The sequence below is a fragment of the Aidingimonas halophila genome, assembly GCF_900106955.1.
In the GTDB taxonomy this organism is placed as follows: Bacteria; Pseudomonadota; Gammaproteobacteria; order Pseudomonadales; family Halomonadaceae; genus Aidingimonas; species Aidingimonas halophila.
On record NZ_FNNI01000003.1, the window covers coordinates 184,336 to 209,391 of the forward strand.

Annotated in this window: 24 protein-coding genes; 6 read left to right on the forward strand and 18 right to left on the reverse strand. The window is 59.2% G+C overall.

Annotated features, from left to right (window positions below; translation table 11 throughout):
• Nucleotides 1–3: 3 nt before the first annotated feature.
• The 4 genes from yccS to BLW01_RS06820 all read right to left on the reverse strand — a co-directional run bounded on the left by yccS (nucleotide 4) and on the right by BLW01_RS06820 (nucleotide 4,405).
• Complete coding sequence (gene yccS, locus BLW01_RS06805) at nucleotides 4–2,226, reverse strand: YccS family putative transporter (RefSeq protein ID WP_175529791.1); 2,223 nt, start codon at nucleotides 2,224–2,226, stop codon at nucleotides 4–6.
• 73 nt (nucleotides 2,227–2,299) lie between these two features.
• On the reverse strand, nucleotides 2,300–2,656 hold the full coding sequence (locus BLW01_RS06810; RefSeq protein WP_092568750.1) for a hypothetical protein: 357 nt from the start codon (nucleotides 2,654–2,656) through the stop codon (nucleotides 2,300–2,302).
• 152 nt (nucleotides 2,657–2,808) lie between these two features.
• Entirely contained in the window at nucleotides 2,809–3,105 is a 297-nt protein-coding gene (locus BLW01_RS06815; RefSeq protein WP_175529792.1) for an HU family DNA-binding protein, read from the reverse strand.
• A 139-nt stretch (nucleotides 3,106–3,244) separates the two neighbouring features.
• Nucleotides 3,245–4,405 (reverse strand): FAD-dependent oxidoreductase, encoded by a 1,161-nt coding sequence (locus tag BLW01_RS06820; RefSeq protein ID WP_092568752.1) that lies wholly within the window; start codon nucleotides 4,403–4,405, stop codon nucleotides 3,245–3,247.
• A 73-nt stretch (nucleotides 4,406–4,478) separates the two neighbouring features.
• On the opposite strand from BLW01_RS06820, the gene BLW01_RS06825 reads away from it, so the two are divergent.
• From BLW01_RS06825 to phoR, 4 genes are all read left to right on the forward strand, one after another.
• Nucleotides 4,479–5,027: a chorismate--pyruvate lyase family protein gene (locus BLW01_RS06825; RefSeq protein ID WP_229806440.1), complete on the forward strand. Its 549-nt coding sequence runs from the start codon at nucleotides 4,479–4,481 to the stop codon at nucleotides 5,025–5,027.
• 29 nt (nucleotides 5,028–5,056) lie between these two features.
• Nucleotides 5,057–5,941, forward strand: coding sequence for a 4-hydroxybenzoate octaprenyltransferase (ubiA, locus tag BLW01_RS06830; RefSeq protein ID WP_092568754.1), 885 nt, complete (start codon nucleotides 5,057–5,059; stop codon nucleotides 5,939–5,941).
• Between the two features lie 101 nt (nucleotides 5,942–6,042).
• The gene (phoB, locus tag BLW01_RS06835; protein ID WP_092568755.1) at nucleotides 6,043–6,732 is read left to right on the forward strand and encodes a phosphate regulon transcriptional regulator PhoB; all 690 of its coding nucleotides are present in this window, start codon (nucleotides 6,043–6,045) and stop codon (nucleotides 6,730–6,732) included.
• Nucleotides 6,733–6,748: 16 nt separating this feature from the next.
• Nucleotides 6,749–8,065, forward strand: a complete 1,317-nt coding sequence (gene phoR / locus BLW01_RS06840; protein WP_092568756.1) for a phosphate regulon sensor histidine kinase PhoR — start codon at nucleotides 6,749–6,751, stop codon at nucleotides 8,063–8,065.
• On the opposite strand, the gene cysZ is transcribed toward phoR, so the two are convergent.
• From cysZ to BLW01_RS06870, 6 genes are all read right to left on the reverse strand, one after another.
• Nucleotides 8,053–8,790: a sulfate transporter CysZ gene (cysZ, locus tag BLW01_RS06845; RefSeq protein WP_092568757.1), complete on the reverse strand. Its 738-nt coding sequence runs from the start codon at nucleotides 8,788–8,790 to the stop codon at nucleotides 8,053–8,055. The two genes, phoR and cysZ, sit on opposite strands and share 13 nt — an antisense overlap.
• 102 nt (nucleotides 8,791–8,892) lie before the next feature.
• Nucleotides 8,893–9,621 (reverse strand): phosphate signaling complex protein PhoU, encoded by a 729-nt coding sequence (gene phoU / locus BLW01_RS06850; RefSeq protein WP_092568758.1) that lies wholly within the window; start codon nucleotides 9,619–9,621, stop codon nucleotides 8,893–8,895.
• Nucleotides 9,622–9,654: 33 nt separating this feature from the next.
• Nucleotides 9,655–10,470, reverse strand: coding sequence for a phosphate ABC transporter ATP-binding protein PstB (gene pstB, locus BLW01_RS06855; protein WP_092568759.1), 816 nt, complete (start codon nucleotides 10,468–10,470; stop codon nucleotides 9,655–9,657).
• Nucleotides 10,471–10,495: 25 nt separating this feature from the next.
• On the reverse strand, nucleotides 10,496–12,052 hold the full coding sequence (pstA, locus tag BLW01_RS06860; RefSeq protein WP_092568760.1) for a phosphate ABC transporter permease PstA: 1,557 nt from the start codon (nucleotides 12,050–12,052) through the stop codon (nucleotides 10,496–10,498).
• A complete protein-coding gene (locus tag BLW01_RS06865; RefSeq protein ID WP_092568761.1) occupies nucleotides 12,049–13,293 on the reverse strand; it encodes an ABC transporter permease subunit in 1,245 nt (414 codons plus the stop codon). Before BLW01_RS06865 ends, pstA begins: the two co-directional genes overlap by 4 nt.
• A 76-nt stretch (nucleotides 13,294–13,369) precedes the next feature.
• Nucleotides 13,370–14,335, reverse strand: a complete 966-nt coding sequence (locus tag BLW01_RS06870) for a PstS family phosphate ABC transporter substrate-binding protein (RefSeq protein ID WP_092568762.1) — start codon at nucleotides 14,333–14,335, stop codon at nucleotides 13,370–13,372.
• A gap of 131 nt (nucleotides 14,336–14,466) precedes the next feature.
• Between BLW01_RS06870 and BLW01_RS06875 the strand changes: the two genes are divergently transcribed.
• Complete coding sequence (locus BLW01_RS06875) at nucleotides 14,467–14,874, forward strand: acyl-CoA thioesterase (protein ID WP_092569018.1); 408 nt, start codon at nucleotides 14,467–14,469, stop codon at nucleotides 14,872–14,874.
• Between the two features lie 22 nt (nucleotides 14,875–14,896).
• On the opposite strand, the gene BLW01_RS06880 is transcribed toward BLW01_RS06875, so the two are convergent.
• The 3 genes from BLW01_RS06880 to hexR all read right to left on the reverse strand — a co-directional run bounded on the left by BLW01_RS06880 (nucleotide 14,897) and on the right by hexR (nucleotide 19,243).
• Nucleotides 14,897–15,985, reverse strand: a complete 1,089-nt coding sequence (locus BLW01_RS06880; protein WP_092568763.1) for a TRAP transporter substrate-binding protein — start codon at nucleotides 15,983–15,985, stop codon at nucleotides 14,897–14,899.
• A gap of 88 nt (nucleotides 15,986–16,073) precedes the next feature.
• Nucleotides 16,074–18,281 carry a DNA helicase II gene (gene uvrD, locus BLW01_RS06885; RefSeq protein ID WP_092568764.1) on the reverse strand — a complete coding sequence of 736 codons (2,208 nt, stop codon included), beginning with the start codon at nucleotides 18,279–18,281 and terminating at the stop codon, nucleotides 16,074–16,076.
• Nucleotides 18,282–18,364: 83 nt separating this feature from the next.
• Nucleotides 18,365–19,243, reverse strand: coding sequence for a transcriptional regulator HexR (gene hexR, locus BLW01_RS06890; RefSeq protein ID WP_092568765.1), 879 nt, complete (start codon nucleotides 19,241–19,243; stop codon nucleotides 18,365–18,367).
• 177 nt (nucleotides 19,244–19,420) lie between these two features.
• Here hexR and BLW01_RS06895 point away from each other — a divergent pair, with 177 nt between their 5' ends.
• Entirely contained in the window at nucleotides 19,421–19,621 is a 201-nt protein-coding gene (locus BLW01_RS06895) for a PA3496 family putative envelope integrity protein (RefSeq protein WP_092568766.1), read from the forward strand.
• A gap of 72 nt (nucleotides 19,622–19,693) precedes the next feature.
• On the opposite strand, the gene BLW01_RS06900 is transcribed toward BLW01_RS06895, so the two are convergent.
• The 5 genes from BLW01_RS06900 to cobO form a co-directional block, all read right to left on the reverse strand.
• Entirely contained in the window at nucleotides 19,694–21,034 is a 1,341-nt protein-coding gene (locus BLW01_RS06900; RefSeq protein ID WP_092568767.1) for a sodium-dependent transporter, read from the reverse strand.
• 183 nt (nucleotides 21,035–21,217) lie between these two features.
• On the reverse strand, nucleotides 21,218–22,069 hold the full coding sequence (locus BLW01_RS06905; RefSeq protein WP_092569019.1) for a DUF72 domain-containing protein: 852 nt from the start codon (nucleotides 22,067–22,069) through the stop codon (nucleotides 21,218–21,220).
• An 87-nt stretch (nucleotides 22,070–22,156) separates the two neighbouring features.
• Entirely contained in the window at nucleotides 22,157–23,641 is a 1,485-nt protein-coding gene (locus tag BLW01_RS06910) for a cobyric acid synthase (protein WP_092568768.1), read from the reverse strand.
• Nucleotides 23,638–24,354 (reverse strand): 5,6-dimethylbenzimidazole synthase, encoded by a 717-nt coding sequence (gene bluB, locus BLW01_RS06915; RefSeq protein ID WP_092568769.1) that lies wholly within the window; start codon nucleotides 24,352–24,354, stop codon nucleotides 23,638–23,640. The genes BLW01_RS06910 and bluB overlap by 4 nt, the downstream gene beginning before the upstream one ends.
• 83 nt (nucleotides 24,355–24,437) lie before the next feature.
• Nucleotides 24,438–25,043, reverse strand: a complete 606-nt coding sequence (gene cobO, locus BLW01_RS06920) for a cob(I)yrinic acid a,c-diamide adenosyltransferase (RefSeq protein ID WP_092568770.1) — start codon at nucleotides 25,041–25,043, stop codon at nucleotides 24,438–24,440.
• Between the last annotated feature and the right edge of the window lie 13 nt (nucleotides 25,044–25,056).

Sequence of the window (25,056 nt, forward strand, 5' to 3'; positions counted from 1 at the left end):
AAATCAAGCGAGCGCTGATTCCGACACGGTATCATCGTGATGGGGATCGATGAGGCGATTGGCGGCATCCCCCAGAGGACGCAACTGCCGGCAGATCAACAACAGTTGCGTCTGTATCGGCCGGTAAACCTGGCTCCCTTTCTCCTCCTCGCTGGCTGCGCTTGTTTCGGTCAATTGCGCCACCAACGCCGCCTGTTCGCCTTCCAGGTCGGCAATCGGCTGACGTGCCTGCAGCCGTCCTGCCAGTTGATCGAGAATCTCGGCCACCCGCCTGGCCACAGGCATCAACGTGATATCCTGCTCATCTTCGCTCATGCGATGGCGGTGGGCTCCCAACGCCGACAGATAGCTCAGCAGCGTGTGCGATATCACCAAAAACCGGAATCCGTCATCGGCATCGTGCTTACGATAGTGACCCGGCTCCTGAAGCATGTTGGCCAGCATGGTCGATAACGCCGCATCGGCATTGTGGGCATTACGCCGTGCCAGGCGGTAAGCGAGATCATCCTGCTTGCCGGTCTCGTACTGGTGAATGATCTCTTCCAGGTATTGGCGACTGGAGGTCAACACATTCGCTGCCTCGCGATGCATGCGGCGTCCCTGCCAATCCGGAAGAATCGTGAAGACTGCCAGACCGGCGATCGTGGCTCCGATCAACGTATCGAACAAACGCGGCCAGATCAGATCGAAACCATCCCCCACCTGATTGAAGCTGCACAGCACCATCAGCGTGATCGATGCGGTGGCCAGTACATAGTGCTGCTCTCGATTGGCGAAGAAGGAAACGCCACCGACAACGGCGATCATCGTCTGGATCAGCGGATGAGGAAACAGGGAGATCAATGCCCAGCCCGCAACCAGACCCAGCACCGTACCGATGACACGCTGGCTCAGGAAGCGACGCGTCGCGGCAAAGTTGGGACGACAAACGAATAACGTCGTCAACAGGATCCAGAAGCCCTGGGTCGGATGAATCAGATGCAGCACGCCGTAGCCGACCAGCAGGGCAATGGGCAAGCGTAAGGCGTGGCGGAACGTCGGTGATCCCAGCGTGAGGTGGAGTCGAATCCGCTCCCAGCCGTCCCGCAAGCTGCGCGGTGAACGGTTGAACAGGCTATCGTCCTGCGGCTCACCCTGAGCATCCGGATTGTGGGCGCTGGCCAGTTGCTCCTCGAGCGTAGCGAGGTTATCGGCCAGGGCTCTGAGCGGCGGCATCAAGGCATGCCATTCAGTACGATGCATGGACTGCAGATAATCGATCGAGCCATGCAGATCTTTCAGCGCCTGTTCACTCTGGTCGTGGTCGAAGGGTCGGTTGAGTAATAGTGCCTTGCCGAGCCGTTTGCACGCCTGACCTTGCTGATCCAGTAACCGCTGGCAGCGAAACAGCACATCATGATGAAAGAACGCTTCGATCAGTGCCGAATACGGGTAGTGAGAAGAGCTGGCTCGCTCGTGGATATCCTGGGCAATGAAATAGATGCGGAGATAGCGATTGAGTTTGCGCTCACCACGCTGCCCCTCGAGGCGACGGTAGATCATCTCCTTGGCCTGGTTCAGCGCCATGACGACACGCCCGTTCTGCCGGGCCAGACGTAGACGCTGCTCCTCGACATCCACGCCACGCAGCGGCTCGAACAGCGTCGACTTGATGATCAGGTATTCCCCCAACTCCTTGTACAAGCGCGCCATGCTCTGTTTCACCGGCTGACGGGAAAACAGCGCGCACCAGATCACGGAAATGGCACCGTACCATGCTGCCCCCGTCACCAGCAGCAGCGGCTGGTGCCAGACCCCCTCTTCCGGTACGCCGCCCTGATGCTCGAGGTTGATCATGGTATAGATCGACAGGATAAGAGTACCCGAAGCGATGGTCGCATATCGCTGCCCCACGGCACCCAACATGATCAGCACGAACGTGGAAACGGCCAAGCCTGCGGCGAACAACCACGGCCAAGGATATAGCCACTGGACGCTCAGCGACGCCGTGGCGAAACAGACCAGCGTCACCAGTAGCGCCTGTAAACGCCCTTGCCAGCTATCATCGGTCTCCGACAGGGCGCTGGCGATGATACCCAGGAACAACGGAATCACCAGGGCGATATCCCCTTGATACCAACTGAGTACGAGGGCACCAACGAAGGCGAGGAAAACACGGAAGCTGTAGGCAAACTTATCGAGCGTCCAAAGGCGTCGCAAGTATCTCGATAACGGCGTCGGCATCATGGAGGACTGCATTGAAGTTAGACTTTAGTATAACGTCTATCGGAGCATTTATCGCCCCACTCCCGTCAACGCATCACAGGTGGGCGAGCAGACGCTGCAAGCGCTGCAGATCACTGGAATCGCCCACCAGACGGACATGCCCGGCCATCATGCCGTCGAGGAAAGCCCTCCGTGACGGCTGACGCAACAGTTTCAGTGCCATATCGGGCTCGTCGAAACGTAACTCCAGATCGAGGTCGACCGGCAGTCCCGGCCCTGTCTCGATACCCTGAGCTGACATGCGGTAATGACGGGCGATCGACAGATCCTCGGTCGCGACTCCCCAATCGAAGCGAGTGCGTTCACTCAGCGCTTGCCGAAAGGCGGGGTTACGGCGTAGCGCACGCTTGAGCAACCAACCGATGAACCACAGCAACAATCGCAATTTCATCGCGACTCCGAAACAAACAGGGAAGTACGGGCAGGAAATCCGCCGGCTACATGCGTGCAGCCGGCGTGGTTCGGCTCTTTGTCCAACCGCTCATGTGGCGGATATCGGCCGAACGACACCGCGGGGTCAAGATCCCCGCGCTGCGGGCTCGCTTACTTGGCGACAGCGTCTTTCAGTGCTTTACCGGGCTTGAAAGCCACGGTCTTGCTCGCCGGAATGGTCAAGGGTTGACCGGTTTGAGGATTCTTTCCGGTACGAGCGGCACGTTCACGAACGGTGAAGGATCCGAAGCCGATCAGTGATACATCCTGACCCTTTGAGACACTGCCCGTAATCTCATCGAGAATGACATTGAGCACTTGGCCCGCTTTATCCTTGGAAAGATCGGCACGCTCGGCAATCGCCGCAGCGAGTTCTGGTTTGCGCATAAAGCCCTCCTGGTTTGGCATGGCAGGCGACCCAGGTCGCCCTTCTTGTTGTTGAGAACAAATGAATCGTCCCCGCGCGAGCCGCCGAAAGCATCGTGTCGCGAAGCAACAGGACCGTCGCCTGCCGCGACACTGAGCCGGTTCACACGGCACAACGCTTCTAGCCTAGCAATGCGGGGGCGGATCGCGCCAGTTCGACTTTCCTCCTGACACAGGCGCCTGTCAATGCAAACCCGATCAAACGACCGTCTTCCGCCTCGGCGAGCGCGGTCAAATCATGGCCTTCACCTTCGATTCGCCAACGTGCCGGTTCATGCGTCGGCGGCAAGGATACCACCGGCAGCGCCGGTGTCTTGACCAGAACCGGCCAGGGGCCGTAAGCAACACGCGTCGGCGTTCCCGTCAGCGTGGCAGCCAATGCCTTGACACTCGCCTGCAATGGCTGGACATACATGGCATTGACGCCATCCACACAGGCACCATCGCCCAGCGCATAAATCGCCGGCGCCGAGGTACGCAGGTAACGATCAGTCTGGATGCCGCTTTCGTCGGTTTCGAGGCCGGCTGCTTCGGCCAGGTCGGTACGAGGGCCCAGTCCGGTGGCCACCAGGACCAGATCGGCCGACAAGCCGTGCCCGTCATTCAGGGTGATGGCAATACCGCTACCCTCGGCCTGCAGGGCCGCCACCCCACGCCCCAACCGCAGATGAACACCCTGCTCCGCCAAGGCTTCGCCCAAGGCATATCCCAACGGATCAGGCAGCAGGCGTGGCAATGGGGCCTCCTCGGGCGCGATCAGGGTGATCCCATGCCCGCCGGCAACCATATCGTTGGCGAATTCACATCCCACCAGGCCCGCACCGATGATCGCCACCCGTGCCGGTCGGCCAAGCGCACTCAGTGCAGCATGAAATGCCCGGTAATCATCAAGGTCGTTGATGGAGAACACACGACCGGACAGCTCATCCGTCACGGAGAAGGGCAAACGGGGCAACGCTCCGGTAGCAAGTACCAGTTCACCGAAGCCTGACGTTTCCACTCCCAACTGCAATTGGCGACTGGCCGGATCAATGGCAGTGACACGCGTGTGCGTACGCATCACGACCCCTTGCTGATCAGCGACCTCCAGTGCCGAGCGGGTGGCCAAGCGATCGGGCGGCAGATGTTTGGCAAATCCCGTGGATAACAGCGGCTTGGCATACTCGTCACCGCTATCGGCCGTGATCACGGTAATGGCTCGGTGCGAGTCGTGGGCGCGAATCTGTCGAGCAAGGCCCAGACCCGCCATACCGCTACCGATGATGATCAATGGCTCGTTCATGACACTCCCGACGCACAGCTCCAAGGGATGACCATGGTACACTACCGGCCTTGACCTTGACTCGGAGGCAATGGTGCACGACGGCCATGATAGATCCCAAGGATGGCTTCCCGACTGGCGACCGGCCGACGCCTGGCGTGCCGACATGAGTCCCGATTGGTGGCAATGGGTTGCCTCGCGTGACTCCCTGACATCACGCCTGATCGAAGCGGCCGGCGACCGGGACTTCCGTGTGCGTCTGATCGATCAGCGTCTGGGCCGCCCCAGACTGGACGAAGCGCGAGCCCTGGCACTCGATCCCCGCCAGCAGGCATGGTTGCGGGAAGTCGCCCTGTGCATCGATGAACGTCCCTGGGTAGTGGCACGCTCGGTCGCGCCCATGAACCGCCTCCAGGGACAACGACTTGCCCAGCTCGGTGAGCGCTCCCTCGGCAGTTGGCTGTTTCGTCAGCCCGATCTCCAGCGAAGTCGTATCGAAGTGACTCACCGCCCGGCGCCGTTCTTCCCGGAACAGGGGCCGTGGGGCCGTCGCTCGGTGTTTCAGCATGGCCGCTTCAAGGTGTTGGTCCAGGAGTTCTTCCTTGATCGAATGGCGGATGATTTGCGCTTGCCGTCGCGTTAGGATATCGCCTCTGGCTACTGGAGATGTCGATGGATCAGACAGCCCCCCGACGCGGTATCGCACGGCTTCCCGATTTCCTCGCCCTGACGCGTCTGGACCGTCCGATCGGTACCTGGCTGCTCATGTGGCCGACATTATGGGCCTTGTGGATCGCGGCCGAGGGAGTGCCCTCGCGCGATGTGCTGCTGATCTTCATTGCCGGCGTTTATGTCATGCGTGCTGCCGGCTGCGTGGTCAACGATTACGCTGACCGCCACTTCGATGGCCATGTCAAGCGAACCCGGGAGCGTCCGCTGGCCACTGGCCGCATCAGCGAACGCGAAGCCAAGGGGCTATTCGTGTTGCTGGTGACAACGGCGTTCATTCTGGTGTGTTTCACCAACCGTTTCACCATCCTGTTGTCGATCGGCGGCGTGATCCTGGCCTTCATCTACCCCTTCATGAAGCGCTATACCCATCTGCCGCAGTTGTTTCTGGGCGCCGCTTTCTCCTGGGCGATTCCCATGGCATTCGGCGCAGTACAGCAAGGCGTGCCGTTCGAGGCATGGTTGCTGTTCCTCGCCAATGTGATCTGGACGGTGGCCTACGATACCGAATACGCCATGGTCGATCGTGACGATGACCTGAAGATCGGCATCAAGTCCACCGCCGTGCTGTTCGGCCGGGCCGACAAGGCGATCATTGCCGTGCTGCAGGGATTCACCCTGCTCTTGCTGGCCTGGGTTGGGTGGCGACTGACCTTGGGTGGCTTCTTCTGGCTGGGCCTCGCAGCCATGGCCGCCATCTTCGTCTATCAGCAATGGTTGATACGGGACCGATCCCGCGAATACTGCTTCCGTGCCTTTCTCAACAACCACTGGGCAGGTCTGGTACTGTTCGCCGGCCTCGTTCTCACCTGGTGGCCCGATGCATGACGGCAGCGGCCATTCACTTGGCAAGGATGCGCTGTCATGACATTGTCATATACTCGTGCTGTCATCGTCATCAGCTTGTCATAGCCATGATGAGGTCCAGGATGACTTCCAAAACCGTGCTTATCGTCGATGATGAAGCCTCGATCCGCGAAATGATCGCGGTGGCGCTGGAAATGGCCGACTATCGAGTACTCGAAGCCGACAATGCCCAGGATGCCCACGCGATCGTCATCGATGAGCATCCCGACCTGATGCTGCTTGACTGGATGATGCCAGGAACCAGCGGTATCGAACTGGCCAGACGCCTCAAGCGTGATGAAACGACCGCCGAACTCCCGATCATCCTGCTCACCGCCAAAAGTGAGGAGGATAACAAGATCCAGGGACTGGAAGCCGGTGCCGACGACTACATCACCAAGCCTTTCTCGCCTCGCGAACTCGTCGCCCGGCTCAAGGCCGTACTGCGTCGCAGTACCCCCAAGGGGGTCGAGGAAACCGTCGAAGTCGAAGGACTGGTCCTCGACCCCGCCAGTCATCGCGTCAGCACCAACGGCAGTGCGGTGGACATCGGACCGACCGAATACCGCCTGCTGCAGTTCTTCATGACGCACCAGGAGCGTGTCTATACGCGGGATCAATTGCTCGACCAGGTCTGGGGCGGTAATGTCTATGTCGAGGAGCGTACTGTCGATGTGCACATCCGTCGTTTGCGCAAGGCACTGGGTGACAATCACAAGCACTTGATCCAGACCGTACGCGGCACCGGTTACCGTTTTTCCACACGCGACTAGGAGGATCGACCCCGGCGTGCGCTATTGGAACCAGGAACTTTGGCGACTTGCCGGCCTGGTGATCGTCCTGGGCCTGGCCGGCTGGGTGATTGATGCCCCCGGGTTCGGTATTGCCCTGGGACTGGCGATCTATCTGGCCATCCACCTGCAACGTCTGCGCTCCCTCTATCGTTGGCTGACCCGTCATCCTCACGATGAGCCGCCCGCGGCGTCGGGAATATGGGGCGAACTCTTCGACAAGCTCTACAAGTATCAGAAAGCGCAACGCATCACCCAGAAGCGATTGCGCGATACGCTCAAGCGCATCCAGGACTCGTCCGAGGCGATGAGCGACAGTGTCGTCATGCTCGATCGTCGCGGCGACCTGGAGTGGTGGAACAGCGCCGCCGAGCGCATGCTGGGTCTCAAGGCGTCCCATGATCGCGGGCAGCATATTACCAATCTGGTGCGCGACCCGCGTTTCATCGACTACTTGAATACCCGCGACTATCAGGAACCGCTGACACTCACGTCACCGATCGATGAGCGACGGGTTCTTCAGTTCCAGATCACACTTTACGGTGACGATGAACGTCTGCTGATGGCGCGCGACATCACACGTCTACACCGGCTTGAACAGATGCGGCGTGATTTCGTGGCCAATGTGTCACACGAGTTGCGGACGCCGTTGACGGTTCTGGCCGGTTATCTCGAGACCTATATCGACAACGCCGATCAGTTGCCCTCACGCATGGCTCGGGGGCTGCAACAGATGCAGAGCCAGACCCTGCGCATGCAGAACCTGGTCAACGATTTACTGCTCCTGTCACGTCTGGAGATCGACCAGCGCACTGACGACTCGGTGCCGGTGGACGTCGGCGACATGCTGGAAGCCATCCGCAACGATGCCGAATCACTTTCGGGCGGTCATCATCATCTGAGCGTGGATATCGATGACGTGGGCGCATTGATGGGCAACGAGAAGGAGTTGCACAGTGCCATTTCCAACCTGACAGTCAACGCCGTACGCTACGCCGGTGAAGGGTGTCATATCACCCTGCGTTGGCGGCAGTACGGCGATAATGCCTGTATCGAGGTGGAAGATGATGGTGAAGGCATCGATCCGGTTCATATTCCGCGCCTGACGGAACGCTTTTATCGGGTCGACAAGGGGCGCAGTACGTCAACCGGGGGAACGGGGCTGGGACTGGCCATCGTCAAGCATGTGCTCCTGCGACACGATGCCCATCTCGAGATCGACTCCCACCCTGGACAGGGCGCCTGTTTCCGCTGCGTATTCCCCCCCGAACGTGTGACGCCCGCCCAATCCATCCCGCGTATTCAGGAAGCCTGAGCGAGATCCTGGCTCAGACCACGATAATGCCGCTCCCACATTTGCACGGCGCCAGCCACAGCACCGGGCAGTAGAAAGACATTGGCCAACGGCACCCAGGTCAACAGCGTCACCCAGGCACCGAAGGTCAGGCTTTGCCACCAGCGCTTGCCCAGGCGGCGTTTCATGTCCGGGAAGCTGACCCGGTTGTTATCCATGGGATAATCGAGGTAGGTGATCGCCATCATCCAGGCGGCAAAGACCGCCCACAATACCGGGGTGACGAGATTGATGAGCGGAATCCAGCTCAACACCAGCAGGACGGCCAGTCGGGGCAGGATGTAACCCAGCTTGCGAAGCTCCCGACCCATGGCGTCGACGCCTGTCCTGATCAGGCCCCGATCGTCAGCCGGCGGGCGTCCTGTCAGACGCGTTTCCACCTTGGCCGCCAGAAAGCCGTAGAACGGGGCGGCGATCAGGTGTGTCACCAGGGTGAACGTGAAGAAGACCACGATGATCAGTGCTACCACGAACAGTGGCCAGATCAACCACTCCAGCCATTCCAGCCAGCCCGGAACCATGGCCATCCAAGCGTCCAGCCAGCCTCCGAAGTGCGTCCAGGTCACATGAAGCGTGACGGCATAGATCATCAGATTGATGGCAATGGGCATGAAGACATAGCGACGCATACCCGGGGTATATACGGTTCTGACCCCTTGGGTCACAGCGGCGAGTGAGCTGAACATCTTATCCTTCCCTTGATCCGGCGTTTTCCCTCGGTCGGGGAATGACTCGGTCGTCGCGTCTGGCGACGACCGACACCATTGATCATCAACGGGAAGCGCGGGTCAAGACGATCCCTTGAGAGCATCCTCATCGAGTTCATCGGGATCGATATGGCGGATATCCAGGCCCTTGACCAGATAGATGACATGTTCCGCCAGATTATTGGCGTGATCGCCGACCCGTTCGAGTGCCCGCAGTACCCACATGACACTGAGAACGGACGTGATCGAGCGTGGATCTTCCATCATGAAGGTCATCAGCGAGCGCATGGCACTGGTGTACTCAGAGTCCACTGCATCGTCTTCGTGCACCACCTGCAAGGCCAGATCGATATCGAATCGGGCAAAAGCGGTCAGGGAATCGCGCACCATCTTGCGCACATGCTCACTGATGTGACGGACTTCCACCAATCCCTTGGGACCATTGCCGGCTTCGCTTAGCGCCACGGCATTGCGCGCGATCTTGCTCGCCTCATCGCCGATACGCTCGAGATCCGAGGTAGCACGGATGACTGCCAGCACCAGTCGCAGATCGGAGGCGGCCGGTTGGCGGCGGGCCAGGATCCGGGTGCATTCGTCATCGATCTTGAGCTGCATTTCGTTGACGGCCTTGTCGTCGTCACTGACCCGCTCACCGAGGCGGCTGTCGCTTTCGAGTAACGCCGTGACGGCATCCTGAACCTGCTTCTCGACTTGTCCCCCCATGGTCATCAGGTGGGTCTTGAGCTCCTCGAGTTCCTGGTTGAACTGCTTGGAAATGTGCTGGCTATGTGTATCGCTGGTGATATCCATGGGTCTCTCCTGAAAACACCGGGCAACGACTTTTCAGTCGGTGCGCCCGGTGATGTAGTTCTCTGTACGGGCTAAACGTGGATTGGTGAACACGGTATCGGTCGCGCCGTACTCGATGAGCTCGCCCTCTTCGAGAAACGCGGTATAGTCCGAGACTCGCGCGGCTTGTTGCATGTTGTGGGTCACCAGTACCAGTGTCAGATGTGACTTCAGGTTGCGTATCAACTCCTCGATCTTAAGCGTCGATATCGGATCCAACGCCGACGCCGGCTCGTCGAGCAACACTACTTCGGGTTGGACGGCCAGAGTCCGAGCAATCACCAGGCGTTGCTGCTGTCCCCCGGACAGCAACAACGCTGACTCATGCAAGCGGTGCTTCACTTCATCCCACAAGGCAGCCGATTCCAGAGCCCATTCGATCACCTCATCGCGACGTCGTTTGGGTAATGCTGCCTGGAGCCGCAATCCGAACGCCACATTCTCGTAGATCGACATGGGGAAGGGGTTGGGTGTCTGAAAGACCATTCCCACCCGCCGGCGCAAATCCGCCACATCGACCTCGGGTGCATGGATTTCCTGGCCCTCCAGAACGATGCGTCCCTGACGCGCAACATCCTCGTTGAGGTCATGAAGGCGGTTGAAGGCTCGCAACAATGTTGACTTACCGCACCCTGATGGCCCGATGAACGCCGTCACACGATGGCGCGGCACATGCAGACTCAAGCCGGACAAGGCGGTCTTGTCACCATACGCGATCGTCAGATCCTCGATCTCGAAACAGCGATCCGTCGACGGAATATCCCTCACGATCTCGTGCAGGGTTGCCGGTGTTGGCGATGCATCGGCCATCAACAAGGGTCGCCCCTCCCATTCATCAATGCGTCCGGACCCTATGACGTGTCCTGATAGTATGACGCAGGAATATTGCAGTCAGGTTAAGCACCAGGATGACCAGCACCAGCAGCAATGCCGTGGCATACACGAGGGGCATGGCAGACTCGACATCGCCACCGTGAAATCCGGCGTCGAAGATGTGGTAACCCAAGTGCATGAATTTCCGTTCAAGATGAATGAACGGAAAAGTGCCATCCACCGGAACCTGAGAAGCCAGCTTCGTCACCCCCACCAGCATCAAGGGTGCCACCTCCCCCGCAGCACGGGCCACGGCGAGAATCAAACCGGTCAGCATGGCCGGCACAGCCATGGGCAGGACCACGCGTCGCAACGCCTCGCTGCGTGTGGCCCCCAGTGCCAGGGCCCCTTCTCGCTGGGCATCGGGAATACGCGCCAGCCCCTCTTCGGTGGCGACGATTACCACCGGCAGTGTCAACAATGCCAGGGTCAGAGACGCCCACAACAACCCGCCGGTGCCGAACGTCGGTGATGGCAGCTCATCGGCGAAGAACAAGCTGTCGAGAGTGCCACCAATACCATAGACGAATACGCCCAGACCGAAGACGCCATAAACGATCGACGGCACCCCGGCCAGGTTACGCACTCCGATACGGACCAGACGTGTCAGTCGCCCTTGTGGTGCGATTTCGTTCAGATAGATCGCAGCCAAGACACCAAAAGGCATTACCAGCACTGACATCAGCAGCACCATCATGATGGTGCCGAAGATCGCTGGCCAGATCCCGCCGGCAGTATTGGCGTCACGCGGCCCCTCGGAGAGAAATCGCCAGACGTTATGTCCCCAGCTGGACAGCTTGGCTGGCAACGACATCGCATTGGGACGCGTCACGTCGATCAACGCATCCAGTGTGAGGGTCAACTGCTGGCCTTCGAGACTCTCGAGAACGACCCGATCACGCTGCATCGCCTCCTGGAGATTGACTATACGCGCCTTGAGTGCCTGCAGCTCGTCTTCATCATCTGCCACCTTTTCGCCATTGGCGAGACGTTCAGCCAATGGCTCCAGGTACTGCGTTCGCACGACATCACGCTCACTGCGCAATTGCGAAACCCGGTTCAGGCGTTCATCGAGCTGCTGCCAGAGCGTATCGCCATCCTCGACGGTCCAACGCGTTTCAGGCCCCTCAAGAGCGACGACACGCCCAATGAATGGCCCCCAGCGTCGGCGCTCGACGATGACCAGGTCTTCAGGCGTGGCTCGTGTGTCGATATCGGCAACATCCACCCATCGCCACTGGGCGCCTTGCAGATCCCGATTCCCGGTTCGGTAGAGCCGCTCGCGGCCGTCGACTTCACCGGGAAGACCCTGTTCACGCACGACCTGTCCAGCGAATTGCGCCCCATCCTCGAGGGTGACCGCTTCGATATCCTGAGGCCAGAAATGCGCCAATCCGCGTCCTGCCAACAGGACCAGCAAGGCGATGACCATCAATAGCGATAATGCCACACCACCGGCGGCCAGCCACGCCCAAGGCCCCTCGGCAAGCCATGGGCGACGCGACGTTGATCGCCTCATGCCAGGCCTCCCAGGCGTCGATAACGGTGAGAGAGACGTCCACGAACGATTTCGGCCAAGGTGTTGACGCAGAATGTGAAAACGAACAACAGGAAGGCACACAGCAGTAGCACTCGATAGTGCGTCCCTCCCGCCGCCGCTTCGGGGAGCTCGATGGCGATATTGGCCGCCATCGAACGCATACCGTCAAGCGGGCTGAGTGTCATCAAGGCGGTGTTACCGGTCGCCATCAACACGATCATGGTCTCGCCCACGGCGCGTCCGGCACCGATCATCACTGCCGAGAAGATACCGGGACTCGCCGCCGGCAGTATGACGTTCCATAAGGTCTGCCAACGCGATGCCCCCAATGCCTGGGCCCCTTCGGACAAGGAATCGGGGACACCGGAAAGTGCCTCTTCGGCCAGCGCATAGATCGTGGGAATGATGGCAAAGCCCATCGCCAATCCCACAATCATGGCATTGCGCATGGCATAGTCGAGCCCCAGCTGTTGTTCCAGCCAGGCGCGCATGTCCCCCCCGAACCAGACCACTTCCAGATAAGGCGACATCACCATCGCCAGTGCCACCAGCAAGGCCAGCCAGGGAATCAACCACAAGCCTGCTCGGCTCAGTGATAGAGCGCGGGCCAGAGTAGCAGGGAGGCACGAATGGACCACTCCCGCTACCAGTAATCCCAATGGCAGGATCAGCACGAGCGCCAATGCCCCCACCAGGTGTCGCTCGACGTACGGTGCCAGCACCAGTCCGGCCACGAAGCCGATGACGACACCGGGCAGTGCTTCCATCAATTCCAGGGCCGGCTTGAGTCGATGGCGCAACCGGCGGGACATGAAGCAGGCGGAGTGAATCGCCGCTCCCAATGCAAGAGGAATCGCAAACAGTAGCGCATAGGCCGCCGCCTTCAGCGTACCCCAGGCCAAGGGCGTGAGACTGAACATCGGAGTGTCGTCCTCGGACAGCACATTGGCCTGCCAACGATATCGAGGTGTTTCATAATCGGGGTATTGCTGAGGAAGCCAGAGCGATTCGAAATCAATCTCTGTCGTCGCTTGCGTCTCGGATGCCGGTGTGTCGCCGCCGAACAGGGGCACAACCTCGACGAACAAGAAAACGCCTATCGCCAGTACCGCCAGGATCACGCCGATACCACAGGCGCCCACCAGCAGTGTGAACAAACGGTCACGCAAGTCGCGAAAACGCCGGCGTACTGGAGCTGGAGGCGGATAACGGTCGATCATGGCCGGCACGCAGCAAAGGGGGTGGATGAATCAGCACAACAATAAGACAGGCATATGACAAAACGATGACACGCCATCAGCTCGATCCCTCTCCCCAGGGACGATTCAGCCCCATCGCCTGGCGGATAGCGGCAATCACCATATCAGGCAAGGGAATGAACCCTGACTCGCGAACCCCGTCTTGACCCTCTGGAGACAGTACCAGGTCCAGGAAGGCGTGCTCGGTTGCTGGCAATCGCTCCCCAGGTGGCAGGTTGACATATAAGTAGAGGGTTCGCGACAGCGGATACTCACCACTCAGCGTCGCCCGTTCGCTCGGCGATACCGCTGGCCCGTCTCCCTTCCGCAGGGCTAGCGGTTTGACCGCCACTGTCACATAACCGATACCGGAATAGCCGATGCCACCGGTGGTCGCCGCCACCGCCGCCACCACGGCCGATGAACCGGGATGTTCATTGACATCGACCCTGAAGTTGCCACCACACAACGCCTCACGGCGAAAGACCCCATAGCTTCCGGAGACCGAATTGCGGCTGTGGCGGTCGATCGGTCCGGCAAAATCCGGCGTGCCGAGCGCCTCCCAACGATCGATCGAACGCTTCGCACCACAGTCGTGGGTATCGGAGAATATGGCATCGAGCTGTTTCATCGACACCTCATCGAGAGGATTGTGCCGATTGACGAAGACCGCCAGCGCATCCATGGCGACCGGAATCTCGACAGGGGGATAGCCATGGTGGGCTTCGAATGTCTCACGTTCACTGGTCGTCATCCGTCGCGACATCGCTCCCAACCGTGTCGTGCCTTCAGCCAGCGCCGCGGGTGCCGTCGATGATCCACTCGCCTGCATCTGCAACCGGACCGCTGGATGGCGCTCCTCGAGACGTTCTCCCCAGCGCAGCATCAAGCCTGCCATGGTATCGGAACCGATCGAATCCAGATTGCCGACGACAGGACCCTCCGGTGCCTGTGCCATAGTGCCGACCACCGGCCATATCAGCAGGATCCATAGCAGCAGGGCTGTACGACAGCGAATCGACATGCTGGCTCCTGAGTCGTTCCAATTCGAATCATGAGGTGGAGATTATCCGGGATTGGCGTTTAAGATGCGCCTATCACACGGCCATGATGGATGGCGACGATAACAACAACCCAGGACCCCATGAATCAACGATGACTGAACTAGACGATATTCCCGCACCCCAAGGCGAGTTGACGCTACGGCTGGTGGCAACGCGCCACGACACCAACTTCCATGGCGATATCCCCGGCGGCTGGCTGACCCGCCACATGGATCAGGCCGCTGAACTTGCCGCCGGTCGTGAAGCCGGCGGTCGGACTGCCAACGTGGCGATCGAAGCCATGGACTTTCTCTGCCCGGTGCGTGTCGGCTCGACCGTTCACATCTACACAGCCGTACGCGATATCGGCCGCAGCTCGATCAAGATCGATGTCCAGGTATGGATTCACCCGCCTTTCGAAGGCGATCCCGACGCACTCTACAAGGTAACGGAAGCGCGTTTCATCATGGTGGCACTGGACGACAATGGACGCATCCGCGCGGTTTCCCAGGAGACATAGCGCCCCGGATCAACGACACTTCTCATCCCCGTACCATGTCACGGGCCTTGAGGTAGGCGAATTCCCCGACATCAGTATAGGTACGCAATACGCCCTGAAACTTCCGGTAAGAATCGTAGATCTTGCGCGACGCCTCATCGGATTCGACCTGTTCCTGAAGTACGTCGCGGGATGCTTCCGCCAGTGCGCGCAAGACATCATCCGGTAACTGCTTGAGCGTCACCCCGTGCTCCTCGACCAGGGAGTCGAGTGCCTGAGCATTGCGGTAAGTAAACTCATTGATCATTGCCAGGTTGGCGCTGCGAGCGGCCTCGCGGACGACATCCTTGAGATCGTCGGGCAGTTCATTCCAGGCATCCAGATTGACGCTGCCTTCCAGAACGGCACTGGGCTCATTCCATACCGAGGTATAATAATAGTCGGCGACCTCATGAAGCCCAAAGGCCTGATCGTTATAGGGTCCGACCCAGTCGGCGGCATCCAGCACACCGCTCTGCAGCGAGCTGAATATCTCGCTGCCCGGCATGTTGACCGCCGAGGCACCGATGCGATTCATCACCTCACCAGCCAGGCCGGGAAGACGGATCTTCAGGCCTTCCATGTCCTCCAGTGAGTTGATCTCCTTCTTGAACCAGCCGGCCATCTGCGTACCGGTATTGCCCACCGCAAACGGCTTGAGATTGTGCTCGGCGTACAATTCATCCCACAGTGTCATGCCATTGCCCTGATAGAGCCAGGCATTGGTCTCGGTGGTGTTCATGCCGAAAGGCACGGCGGTAAAGAACTGGGCAGCCGCGACTTTGCCCCGCCAATAGTAGGAGGCCGAGTGTCCCATCTCGGCCGTTCCGGCAGAGACCGCATCAAAGACCTCCATCGCCGGCACCAGTTCTCCCGCCGCATAGACCTTGATGCGTAGCCGGCCACCGGAAAGTCGCTCGATACGCTCGGCGAGATCATTGGCACCGGTCCCCAGTGCGGGAAAGTTCTGGGGCCAGGAAGTGACCATTTTCCATTCGATGGTCTCCTGGGCCTTGGCAGTGGAGATGAAAGGGGCGGCAACGGCACCGGCAGCGCCGGCGCCCAGCGTGCTGAGAAACTGTCTACGTTGCATGTCGGACGTGACTCCCTCGATCGAGTTGTATTATCGCCGAAAGAGTATGCGTTAAAGACGTTTTGACCGGCAAGTCAACGCCATCACCTCACAGCGGCGTCAGCTTGGCGAACCCCAGGACCAGCCATTTGTCACCTTCGCCTTCGAAACTGACTTGAACGCGTGCCCGTTGCCCTTCGCCTTCCGCATTGAGGATGACGCCCTCACCGAATACCGGGTGACTGACTCGCTGGCCAAGCGACAACGATGGTAGATCATCGCCTCCATCGACCGTGCTCTGCTGCGACACCCCGACACCCGGGCGGGTAGCCGTCACCGGACGCGAGACCTGCCCCCGCAACCTGACTTCCTCGAGCAGCTCTTCCGGTAATTCACGAAGGAAACGCGACGGTCGTTGAAACGTTTCCTTGCCGTGCAGACGCCGCAATTCCGCGTAGGTGAGATAGAGCTTGCGCATGGCGCGGGTCACGCCGACATAGCAAAGACGGCGCTCCTCTTCCAGACGCCCCGGCTCCTCCATCGACATCTTGTGCGGAAACAATCCTTCTTCGACCCCCGCGATGAAGACCACGGGAAACTCCAGCCCCTTGGCCGAATGCAGGGTCATCAATTGAACGCTGTCCTCGAACTCATCGGCTTCGTGGTCGCCGGCGTTGAGCGCGGCCTCGGACAGGAAAGGCTCGAGTACAGCGGCCCCTTCTCCGACTTCGGGGGGGTCGAGTGCCTCGCCCTGTGTGAAGGCGCGCGCCGCATTGACCAGTTCCTCGAGGTTCTCGACCCGGGCCTGACCTTTTTCGCCCTTTTCGCTGCGATGATGCTCGATCAGCCCCGAGGCACGGATGACGTGACGGATGATTTCATGCAGCGACATGCCCGCGGTATCGTTATCGAGCTGCTCGATCAGGTCCGCAAACCCTTTGACAGCGCTGGCGGCACGGCCTTTCAGCATCCCTTCCGCCAGGCTGTCATGCAGCGACTGCCAGAGCGGAACATTGGACTGTCGGGCCCGCTCACGCAGCGTCTCCACCGTCCGAGTACCGATGCCTCGCGCCGGCACATTGATAACGCGTTCCAGGGAGGCATCATCCTCGCGGTTCATCAATAACCGCAGATAGGCCAGCGCGTTCTTGATCTCGAGCCGCTCATAGAACCGTTGACCGCCATAGATACGGTACGGCATGCCCTGACGTATCAGAGTTTCCTCGATAACCCGGGACTGCGCATTGGAGCGATAGAGGATCGCGATCTCGCGACGAGCCATACCCTCATTGATCTTTTCATTGATGGTATCGACGATGAAACGGGCTTCGTCGAGATCATTGAAACCGGCATAGACGGAAATCGGCTCGCCCCGCTCCCCTTCGGTCCATAATTCTTTGCCCATACGGCCGGCATTATGGGTGATCAAGGCATTGGCGGCGTCGAGTATCGCGCTGGTCGATCGGTAATTCTGCTCCAGTCGCACGGTCTGTGTATCGGGAAGCTCCTGCTCGAAACGGCGGATATTCTCGACCCTGGCCCCACGCCAGCCATAGATGGACTGATCGTCGTCACCGACAACGGTCATGGGAATATGCTGGCCGGTCAACAGCTTGAGCCAGGCGTACTGGAGCGTGTTGGTATCCTGGAATTCGTCGACCAGCACCTGGCCAAAACGCTCCTGGTAATGGGCCAGCAGGGCCGGATTGTCGCGCAGCAACTCGAGGCTTCTCAGCAACAGCTCACCGAAATCGACCAGGCCGCCCCGCTCACAGGACAACTGATAGCGCTCATAAAGGTCGACCATCTGCGACAGATAGGTATCGCCATGGGTCTGAACCTGATAATGGCGCAACCCCTCCTCCTTGCAGCCGGAAATGAACAGCTGCACCTGCTTGGGGGGAAAGCGCTCATCATCGATTTGATGGTCCTTGAGCAATCGCTTGATCAGTCGCAGCTGATCGTCGGCATCGATGATCTGGAAATGCTGCGGTAGACGGGCATCCTGCCAATGAGTCCGCAGCAACCGGTGGGCGATGGCGTGAAAGGTTCCCACCCACATGTTGCGTAACGAGATACCCAGCAGCGCTTCCAGACGCGTGCGCATCTCGCGCGCGGCCTTGTTGGTGAACGTCACGGCAAGAATCGCATACGGTGACAGCCCCTCGGTCTGCAGTAACCAGGCAATTCGGTGTACCAACACCCGCGTCTTGCCGGACCCGGCACCGGCCAATACCAGCACATGCCCCTGAGGCGCAGTCACCGCTTCGCGCTGGGCTGGATTGAGAGAATCAAGGATCGCCGTCACGTCGTCCATAAAGAGGGAGGAAATCGATAGTTGAAAATGGAGGCTCAGCTTAGCATATCGGGCTAGCGTCCGTCGTAGACCGACCGATTTCCTCAGCCCCCCGGCGAGTCAACGTCGTCATCCGATTCCGGATAACGCAGCGGATTGAGGCTGCGCTTGACCGCCTTGAGTTGTTCGGCCAGTTTCGGACCTCGTGTCTTGGCCACACCCACCGCCAGAACATCGATCAATACCAGATGGGCGATGCGAGAACTCATCGGCGTGTAGATCTCGGTATCTTCATGAACATCGATATACAGCGGCACGTTGACCTCATCCGCCAGGGGCGACCCGCTCGGACAGAGGCCGATCACCGTGGCGCCAGTCTCGCGCACCAACCGGACACTGGCAACGAGCGCCCGGGTTCGTCCGGTCTGCGATATCGCCACAACGACATCATTCTTGCCAAGTGTAACCGCAGACATGTTCTGCATATGGGGATCGGTATACGCCGAGGTGGAAATCTGCAGACGGAAGAACTTGTGCTGTGCATCGAAGGCCACAGCGCCTGACGCACCAAATCCATAGAATTCCACGCGATTGGCGGCAGCCAAGGCATTGATGGCCTGGCTCAAGTTGTCATTATCGAGACGATCGCGCACCGACAACAGCGTCCCCACGGTCGAATCGAAAATACTGTGGGAAAACTCGGCGACACTGTCGCTGTCGTTCATCGAAAACTGTGCGAACTGGCTCCCCGTTGCCAGCATCTGAGCCAGACGCAGCTTGAAATCCTGGAAGCCGTCACAACCGAGTGCCCGACAGAAACGCACCACGGTCGGCTCACTGACCTTGGCTTCGGTAGCCAGATCGACGATCCGCATATGGATGACATCGTCGGGATTGCGCAGCACGAACCGCGCCACCTTCTGTTCGGAGCGACGAAAGTGCTCCATGCGGCCTCTCAACTCATCGAATAGGGCACGGCTCACGCTTCGCTCCTCTTTGCTGCATGACTTGCCTACATCCTACACCATGATGAATGTCCATTCGCCCTGACAATCCAAACGTGAGAATGCCGTTATGGAAATGACGTCATCATGATGTCATGTGGTTTATAGTAAAAGATGTACGACATCGACACGTTTCGTCAGCAGGAGAGTCGATCAATGCGTAATGTCGAACAGATATCGTCAGTCAAGAGTGAACTTCTCGATATTTTCATGAGCCTGGAAGTCGCCGAGCACGCACAGCGCAAGAAGAGCGCCGCGAGCCGTTATCTCCGAGCCCGTCGCGGTATCGAACTGCACGACGAGTTCCGTCGTCTGGAGAGAGACATCACGGACTGGGACGATGACATGACGCAATAGACTTTCTCGCTGATGACACGGGGCGCCCATGAGGCGCCCCGATATCCGAACGGCCTGGCATCCGTTTGGCCGTTACAGGCTGGTAACGAAGACGATGATCACCCCGATGGGGGCCACGAACCGAGTCAGCAGATGCCACACTATGGCCCCGGTCCTGCCGAGCCCCAGTTCGTTGCTGACACTATGACGGTCAAGGCGCCAGCCGACGAAGAGAATCGCCGCCAGACCGGTCAGAGGCAGCATGAATTTGCTGGTGAGCGTATCCAGGAAGTCGAATATACCCAGCCCGAGAATCAGGAAATCACCCCAGACATTGAAGGAGAGCAGCGCGGCAATGCCGAGTGCCCACGTCGCGATGCCGCCGACCAGCGTCGCCCCGACACGTGACAGCGGCGTGCGCTCCTCGATGAACTCGACCGTCGGTTCCAGCAACGAGATGGCCGAGGTCAATGCCGCAAACGTCAGCAGCAGGAAGAAGATCAACCCGAGAAGGGCACCGCCGCTGAGACTGCCGAAGGCCAATGGCAATGTCACGAAGATCAACCCGGGACCTGCACTGGGATCCAACCCGTTGGCGAAGACAATGGGGAAGATCGCCAGGCCGGCAACCAGGGCAATGACGGTATCCAGAATCACCACGGTTCGGGCGGTCCGAAGCAGATCGACCTTCTCGCCCAGGTAGGAACCGTAAGCCATCATGATGCCCATCCCCAGTGACAGGGTAAAGAACGCCTGACCCATGGCCGCCAGTACCACGCCACCATCCACTGCGCCCAGATCAGGATTGAACATGAAACCCAGTGTCTCGCCGAAATGGCCGGTCGTCATGCCGTAGCCCACCAGGACCAGCAACAACAGTCCGAGAGCGGGCATCATGGTGCGTACGGCACCTTCCAGCCCCTTGGTGACACCTCTGGCGACAATACCGATGACCAGCACCATGAACAGTGAATGCCAGGCCAGCAGGACACCCGGACTGGCCAGCAGGCCATTGAAAAGTTCGCCGATGGTATCGGCATCCTGTCCGGTGAACGTGCCACCGATCGAGTTCACTGTATAAGAAAGCGACCAGCCACCAATCACGCTATAGAAAGAGAGAATCAGGAAGCCGGCCAGAACGCCACTGAGGCCAACGACTCCCCAGGCGGAACTGCGACCGTTCTGGCGCGCCAGTTCGGTCATGGTATTGATAGGATTCTTCTGGCCACGCCGACCGATCAGCCATTCGGACACCAGGATCGGCAGGCCGACGAGAGCAATACAGGCCAGGTAGACGAGCACGAAGGCCGCCCCGCCACTATCCCCTACCATATAGGGAAATTTCCAGATATTGCCCAGCCCGACAGCCGAGCCGGTGACCGCCAGGATGAAGGTCAACCGGGAGGACCACTGCGCATGAAGTTGTTTCGCCATTGATTCACCTGATATTGCGTATTCGCTGTCTGTTTCATCAGTCCACGGAGACGATGACACTTGTGCTTGTTATCACTAGTCGACCCGATGAAACGCATCGGGAAATGAAGGGGGACAAAACTAGCCGATCATACGCTTGATTGCCAGAGGGGTGGCTCATCGATGTCGATATCGTACTGTCTTCTAGAAGAGAAGCGTCTGACGCTCGCCGGCAAAACCGGCCAATTCGGGAAGAACCAGGTGTGTTGCCAACTGATGATAGAAGTGCCTTGCCAACTCCGGCGCATAGCGATTATCCGGTGTATGCACAAAGAGAAAAGGGGTTTTCCCCTGATTTATCCACAGCTTTATCCGTTCTATCCAGGGGGCGAAATAGTGATCATTACGCGCTTGATCAAAATGGCCGATGAACCGGATGATCGGCCTGGTTCCCGTGGAAATCACGTGTAACGGGCGTTTCGGCTTTTCCGACTGGGCTTTTGCCAAGACTGAATCAGTATCGGGCGGCTGGGAAAACAGCGGTCTGACATCCAGCATCACGCGATCTATCCCATGACTTATCAACAATTGGTTGAGGTGGCGTTCTTCGTTCCCCTTGTGGAAAAAATGGCTGTGTCGCACCTCGACCGCGCAAGGAAACGCCTTGGGCCAACGTGATAGCAGCGATTCGAGTCGAGGAAGCTCGTTTACACCGAAATCCCGCGGCAACTGGATCATGATCGGACCGAGGCGATTCTGAAGTGGCTCCAAACGTGCCAGGAAGGCATCGATGTCCGCATCGACGTGGCATAACCGACGCTGATGGGTGAGCTCGGCGGGCAACTTGAAGCAGAAACGGAAATCGGCGGGTGCCTGACGAGCCCAGGAGGCTACCGTCGCTTCCGACGGAGCACCACTGTAGAAGGTGGTGTTGCCTTCCACACTGTTGAACACCCTCGCATAGTCAACAAGGAGACCTTCCCGTCCCCCATGAGGCGGGTACAGACGTCCCTGCCAATCGGAATTGGCCCACATGGCCAAGCCTAAGTGCATCATGAACTCACCCAACGAATACAATGCTGAGCTTCTGAGCCAGCATCTCGGACCTCCCCATGGATGGTCCGAGATACTTGGTATCCAGCCTCAACCAGCATGCTTACTGCCGTCATGGCCATGCAGCAGAGACGTCAACATGGCGGTATCCAGATTCTCTTCCACGGCATCCGCCAGACGGTCCAGTGCCTGTTGTCGGTGTTGGTGATAATCGATGGCCCCACGATTCCCGCGGGGTGCGCCGAGGGTCTCCAGCAGTGCCGTGCAAGCCTCGGGGCGATCGAATACGCCGTGCAAATAGCTCCCCATCACCCGGCCATCCTCGCTGATGGCACCGTCGACACGTGCCGGTAGCTCGATCAACGGCCTGTTCAACGCGGCACCGGTCGTGACGCCATTGTGAATTTCGTAACCCGTGACGACGGTATCCACCCCATGACCCGTCAACAATCGTCCTGTGACGTTCTTCAACTGCTTGCCCGCGACCATACGGGTTTCCATATCCAGCAGGCCCAAACCGGCAGTGGTTCCCGGTTCGCCTTCGAGCCCCTCCGGGTCATGTACCGCATTTCCCAGCATCTGGAACCCGCCGCAGATCCCGTAGACGTGACCGCCGTAACGCAAATGGCGCTGGATGGCGTCTTCCCATCCCTGGTGGCGCAACCACGCCAGATCATGACGGGTACTCTTGCTGCCCGGGAGAAGGATCACGTCAGCGGCAGGGATCGGCTGATCCGCACCGACGAACTGGATGTTCACGTGGAGGTGCAAGCGTAGTGGGTCGAAATCGTTGTGGTTACTGATGCGTGGCAGAAGCGGTACGATGATATTCAGGGCATCGGCTTCGCTGTCGCTGTGGGTACCCACCGCATCTTCGGCATCCAGGACCAGCCCGTGCAGAAAGGGCAATACGCCCAACACCGATTTGCCCGTGTGCTCAGTCAACCATTCCAGCCCGGGATCCAGCAGAGCCCGATCGCCACGAAAGCGGTTGATGACGACGCTCACGATCCGGTCCCGCTCACTCTGCGAGACCAGTTCGAGTGTGCCGACCAACTGGGCGAATACGCCACCCCGATCGATATCGCCGACCAACAGGACGGGACAGTCGATCGCCTCGGCAAACCCCATGTTGGCAATGTCATTGGCTCGCAGGTTGATTTCGGCAGGGCTGCCCGCCCCTTCGGCAATGATGACATCATGGCGCCGGGATAACGCCTGCCAGGCAGCCAAGACGCTCGTCCGCGCCTCGGTCTTGTAGGCATGGTAGTCCAGTGCATCCATGTTGCCGTGTACTCGTCCCCGCAGAATCACTTGAGCTCCACGATCACTCTGGGGTTTGAGCAATACCGGGTTCATATCGCTATGGGGAGCGATACCACAGGCCAGCGCCTGCAGCGCCGTCGACCGCCCGATCTCGCCGCCATCGACGGTCACGGCACTGTTCAGTGCCATGTTCTGGGGTTTGAACGGCGCTACCGAAACGCCCTGACGAGCCAACCAGCGACACAGCGCTGCCACCACCGTACTCTTGCCGGCATCAGAGGTCGTCCCCTGGATCATCAAGGTGGTCATGAATGCGTCTCCGCCACTTCATCAAGCGCCTGCAGCAATGCCGGATCGTTCAGTGGCCGACCCCAGCCATTGCTGTGAACCAGATCCGTGAGGGGTAAACGCTGGCGCCAGCCTTTTCCGGCCAGTTCGGGGCGATCGAGAAATTCGCTGACATAGCCCAGACACAGATACGCCAGAGGATATACCGACTCCGGCAATCCCAGTACCTCCGCCAGTTCGTCCTGATCGAGAATACTCACCCAGCCGACGCCGATGCCCTCGGCCCGGGCCGCCAACCAGAAATTCTGGACTGCCAGACAGGTACTGAACAGGTCCATGTCGATAATGCTGTTGCGTCCCAGCACATGGTCACCGCCCCGCGTTCGATCACAGGTGATGCACAGATTCATCGGGCTCTCCAGAATGCCCTCGAGCTTGAGACTGCGGTAGGTGCGGAACCGCTCACCGCTGTAGTTGGCCGCCGCCTTTTCGTTTTCCCGCAGGAAAATGCCATGAACCTGGCGCCGCACGTCGAGACTGTCGATCAGCATGAAATCCCAGGGTTGCATGAACCCGACCGAAGGTGCGTGATGTGCAGCATCCAACAAGCGGCTCAGTACCGGCGAGGGAATCGGGTCGGGCAGGAAGTGAGAGCGAACGTCCCGACGCTCATGGATGGCACGATAAAAGCCATCTTTTTCCTGTTCCGAGAACGGGGCATTAGTGTCGTTCATGACATTCTCCCATCAACCAATCGTCGAGTTGCGTGATCACGCCTCAGGCAAAAATGCGGAAATCCGGTTTCGCCATTAAGGGGTTACAGTTCCACTCCTCGTTGGGCTTTGATCCCTTGCTCCTTGAAGGCGTGCTTGACCACTTTCATCTCGGTGACGGTATCCGCCAGTTCGATCAATGCCTCGGGGGCGTGGCGACCGGTGACAATCGCGTGCTGCATGGCCGGACGCGCCTGCAGGTCGTCCAGCACCCGGTCGAGATCCAGATACTCGTGCCGCAGGGCGATGTTGAGTTCATCGAGTAGTACCAGATCATAGCTGGCATCGGCTAACATCCGACGCGCTTCGCTCCAGGCAGTCTCGGCGGCCTTGAGGTCCTTGTCGCGATCCTGGGTATCCCAGGTATAGCCTTCGCCCATGACGTGATATTCCACGTTCGGCAGGTCCCGGAAAAAGGCTTCTTCGCCTGTCTGGAACTTGCCTTTGATGAATTGCACGACACCCACTTTCATTCCATGACCCAGCGCCCGGGCCAGCATGCCGAAACCGGAGCTGCTCTTGCCCTTGCCGGGGCCGGTAAGCACCAGCAACACCCCCTGCTCCTTGTCGGCCCGGGCGATGCGCTCGTTCATGATCTTCTGCTTGTGGGCCATGCGCTCGGCATGGCGCTGGGGATCGATCGTCTTCATCTTGCTCTCCTGG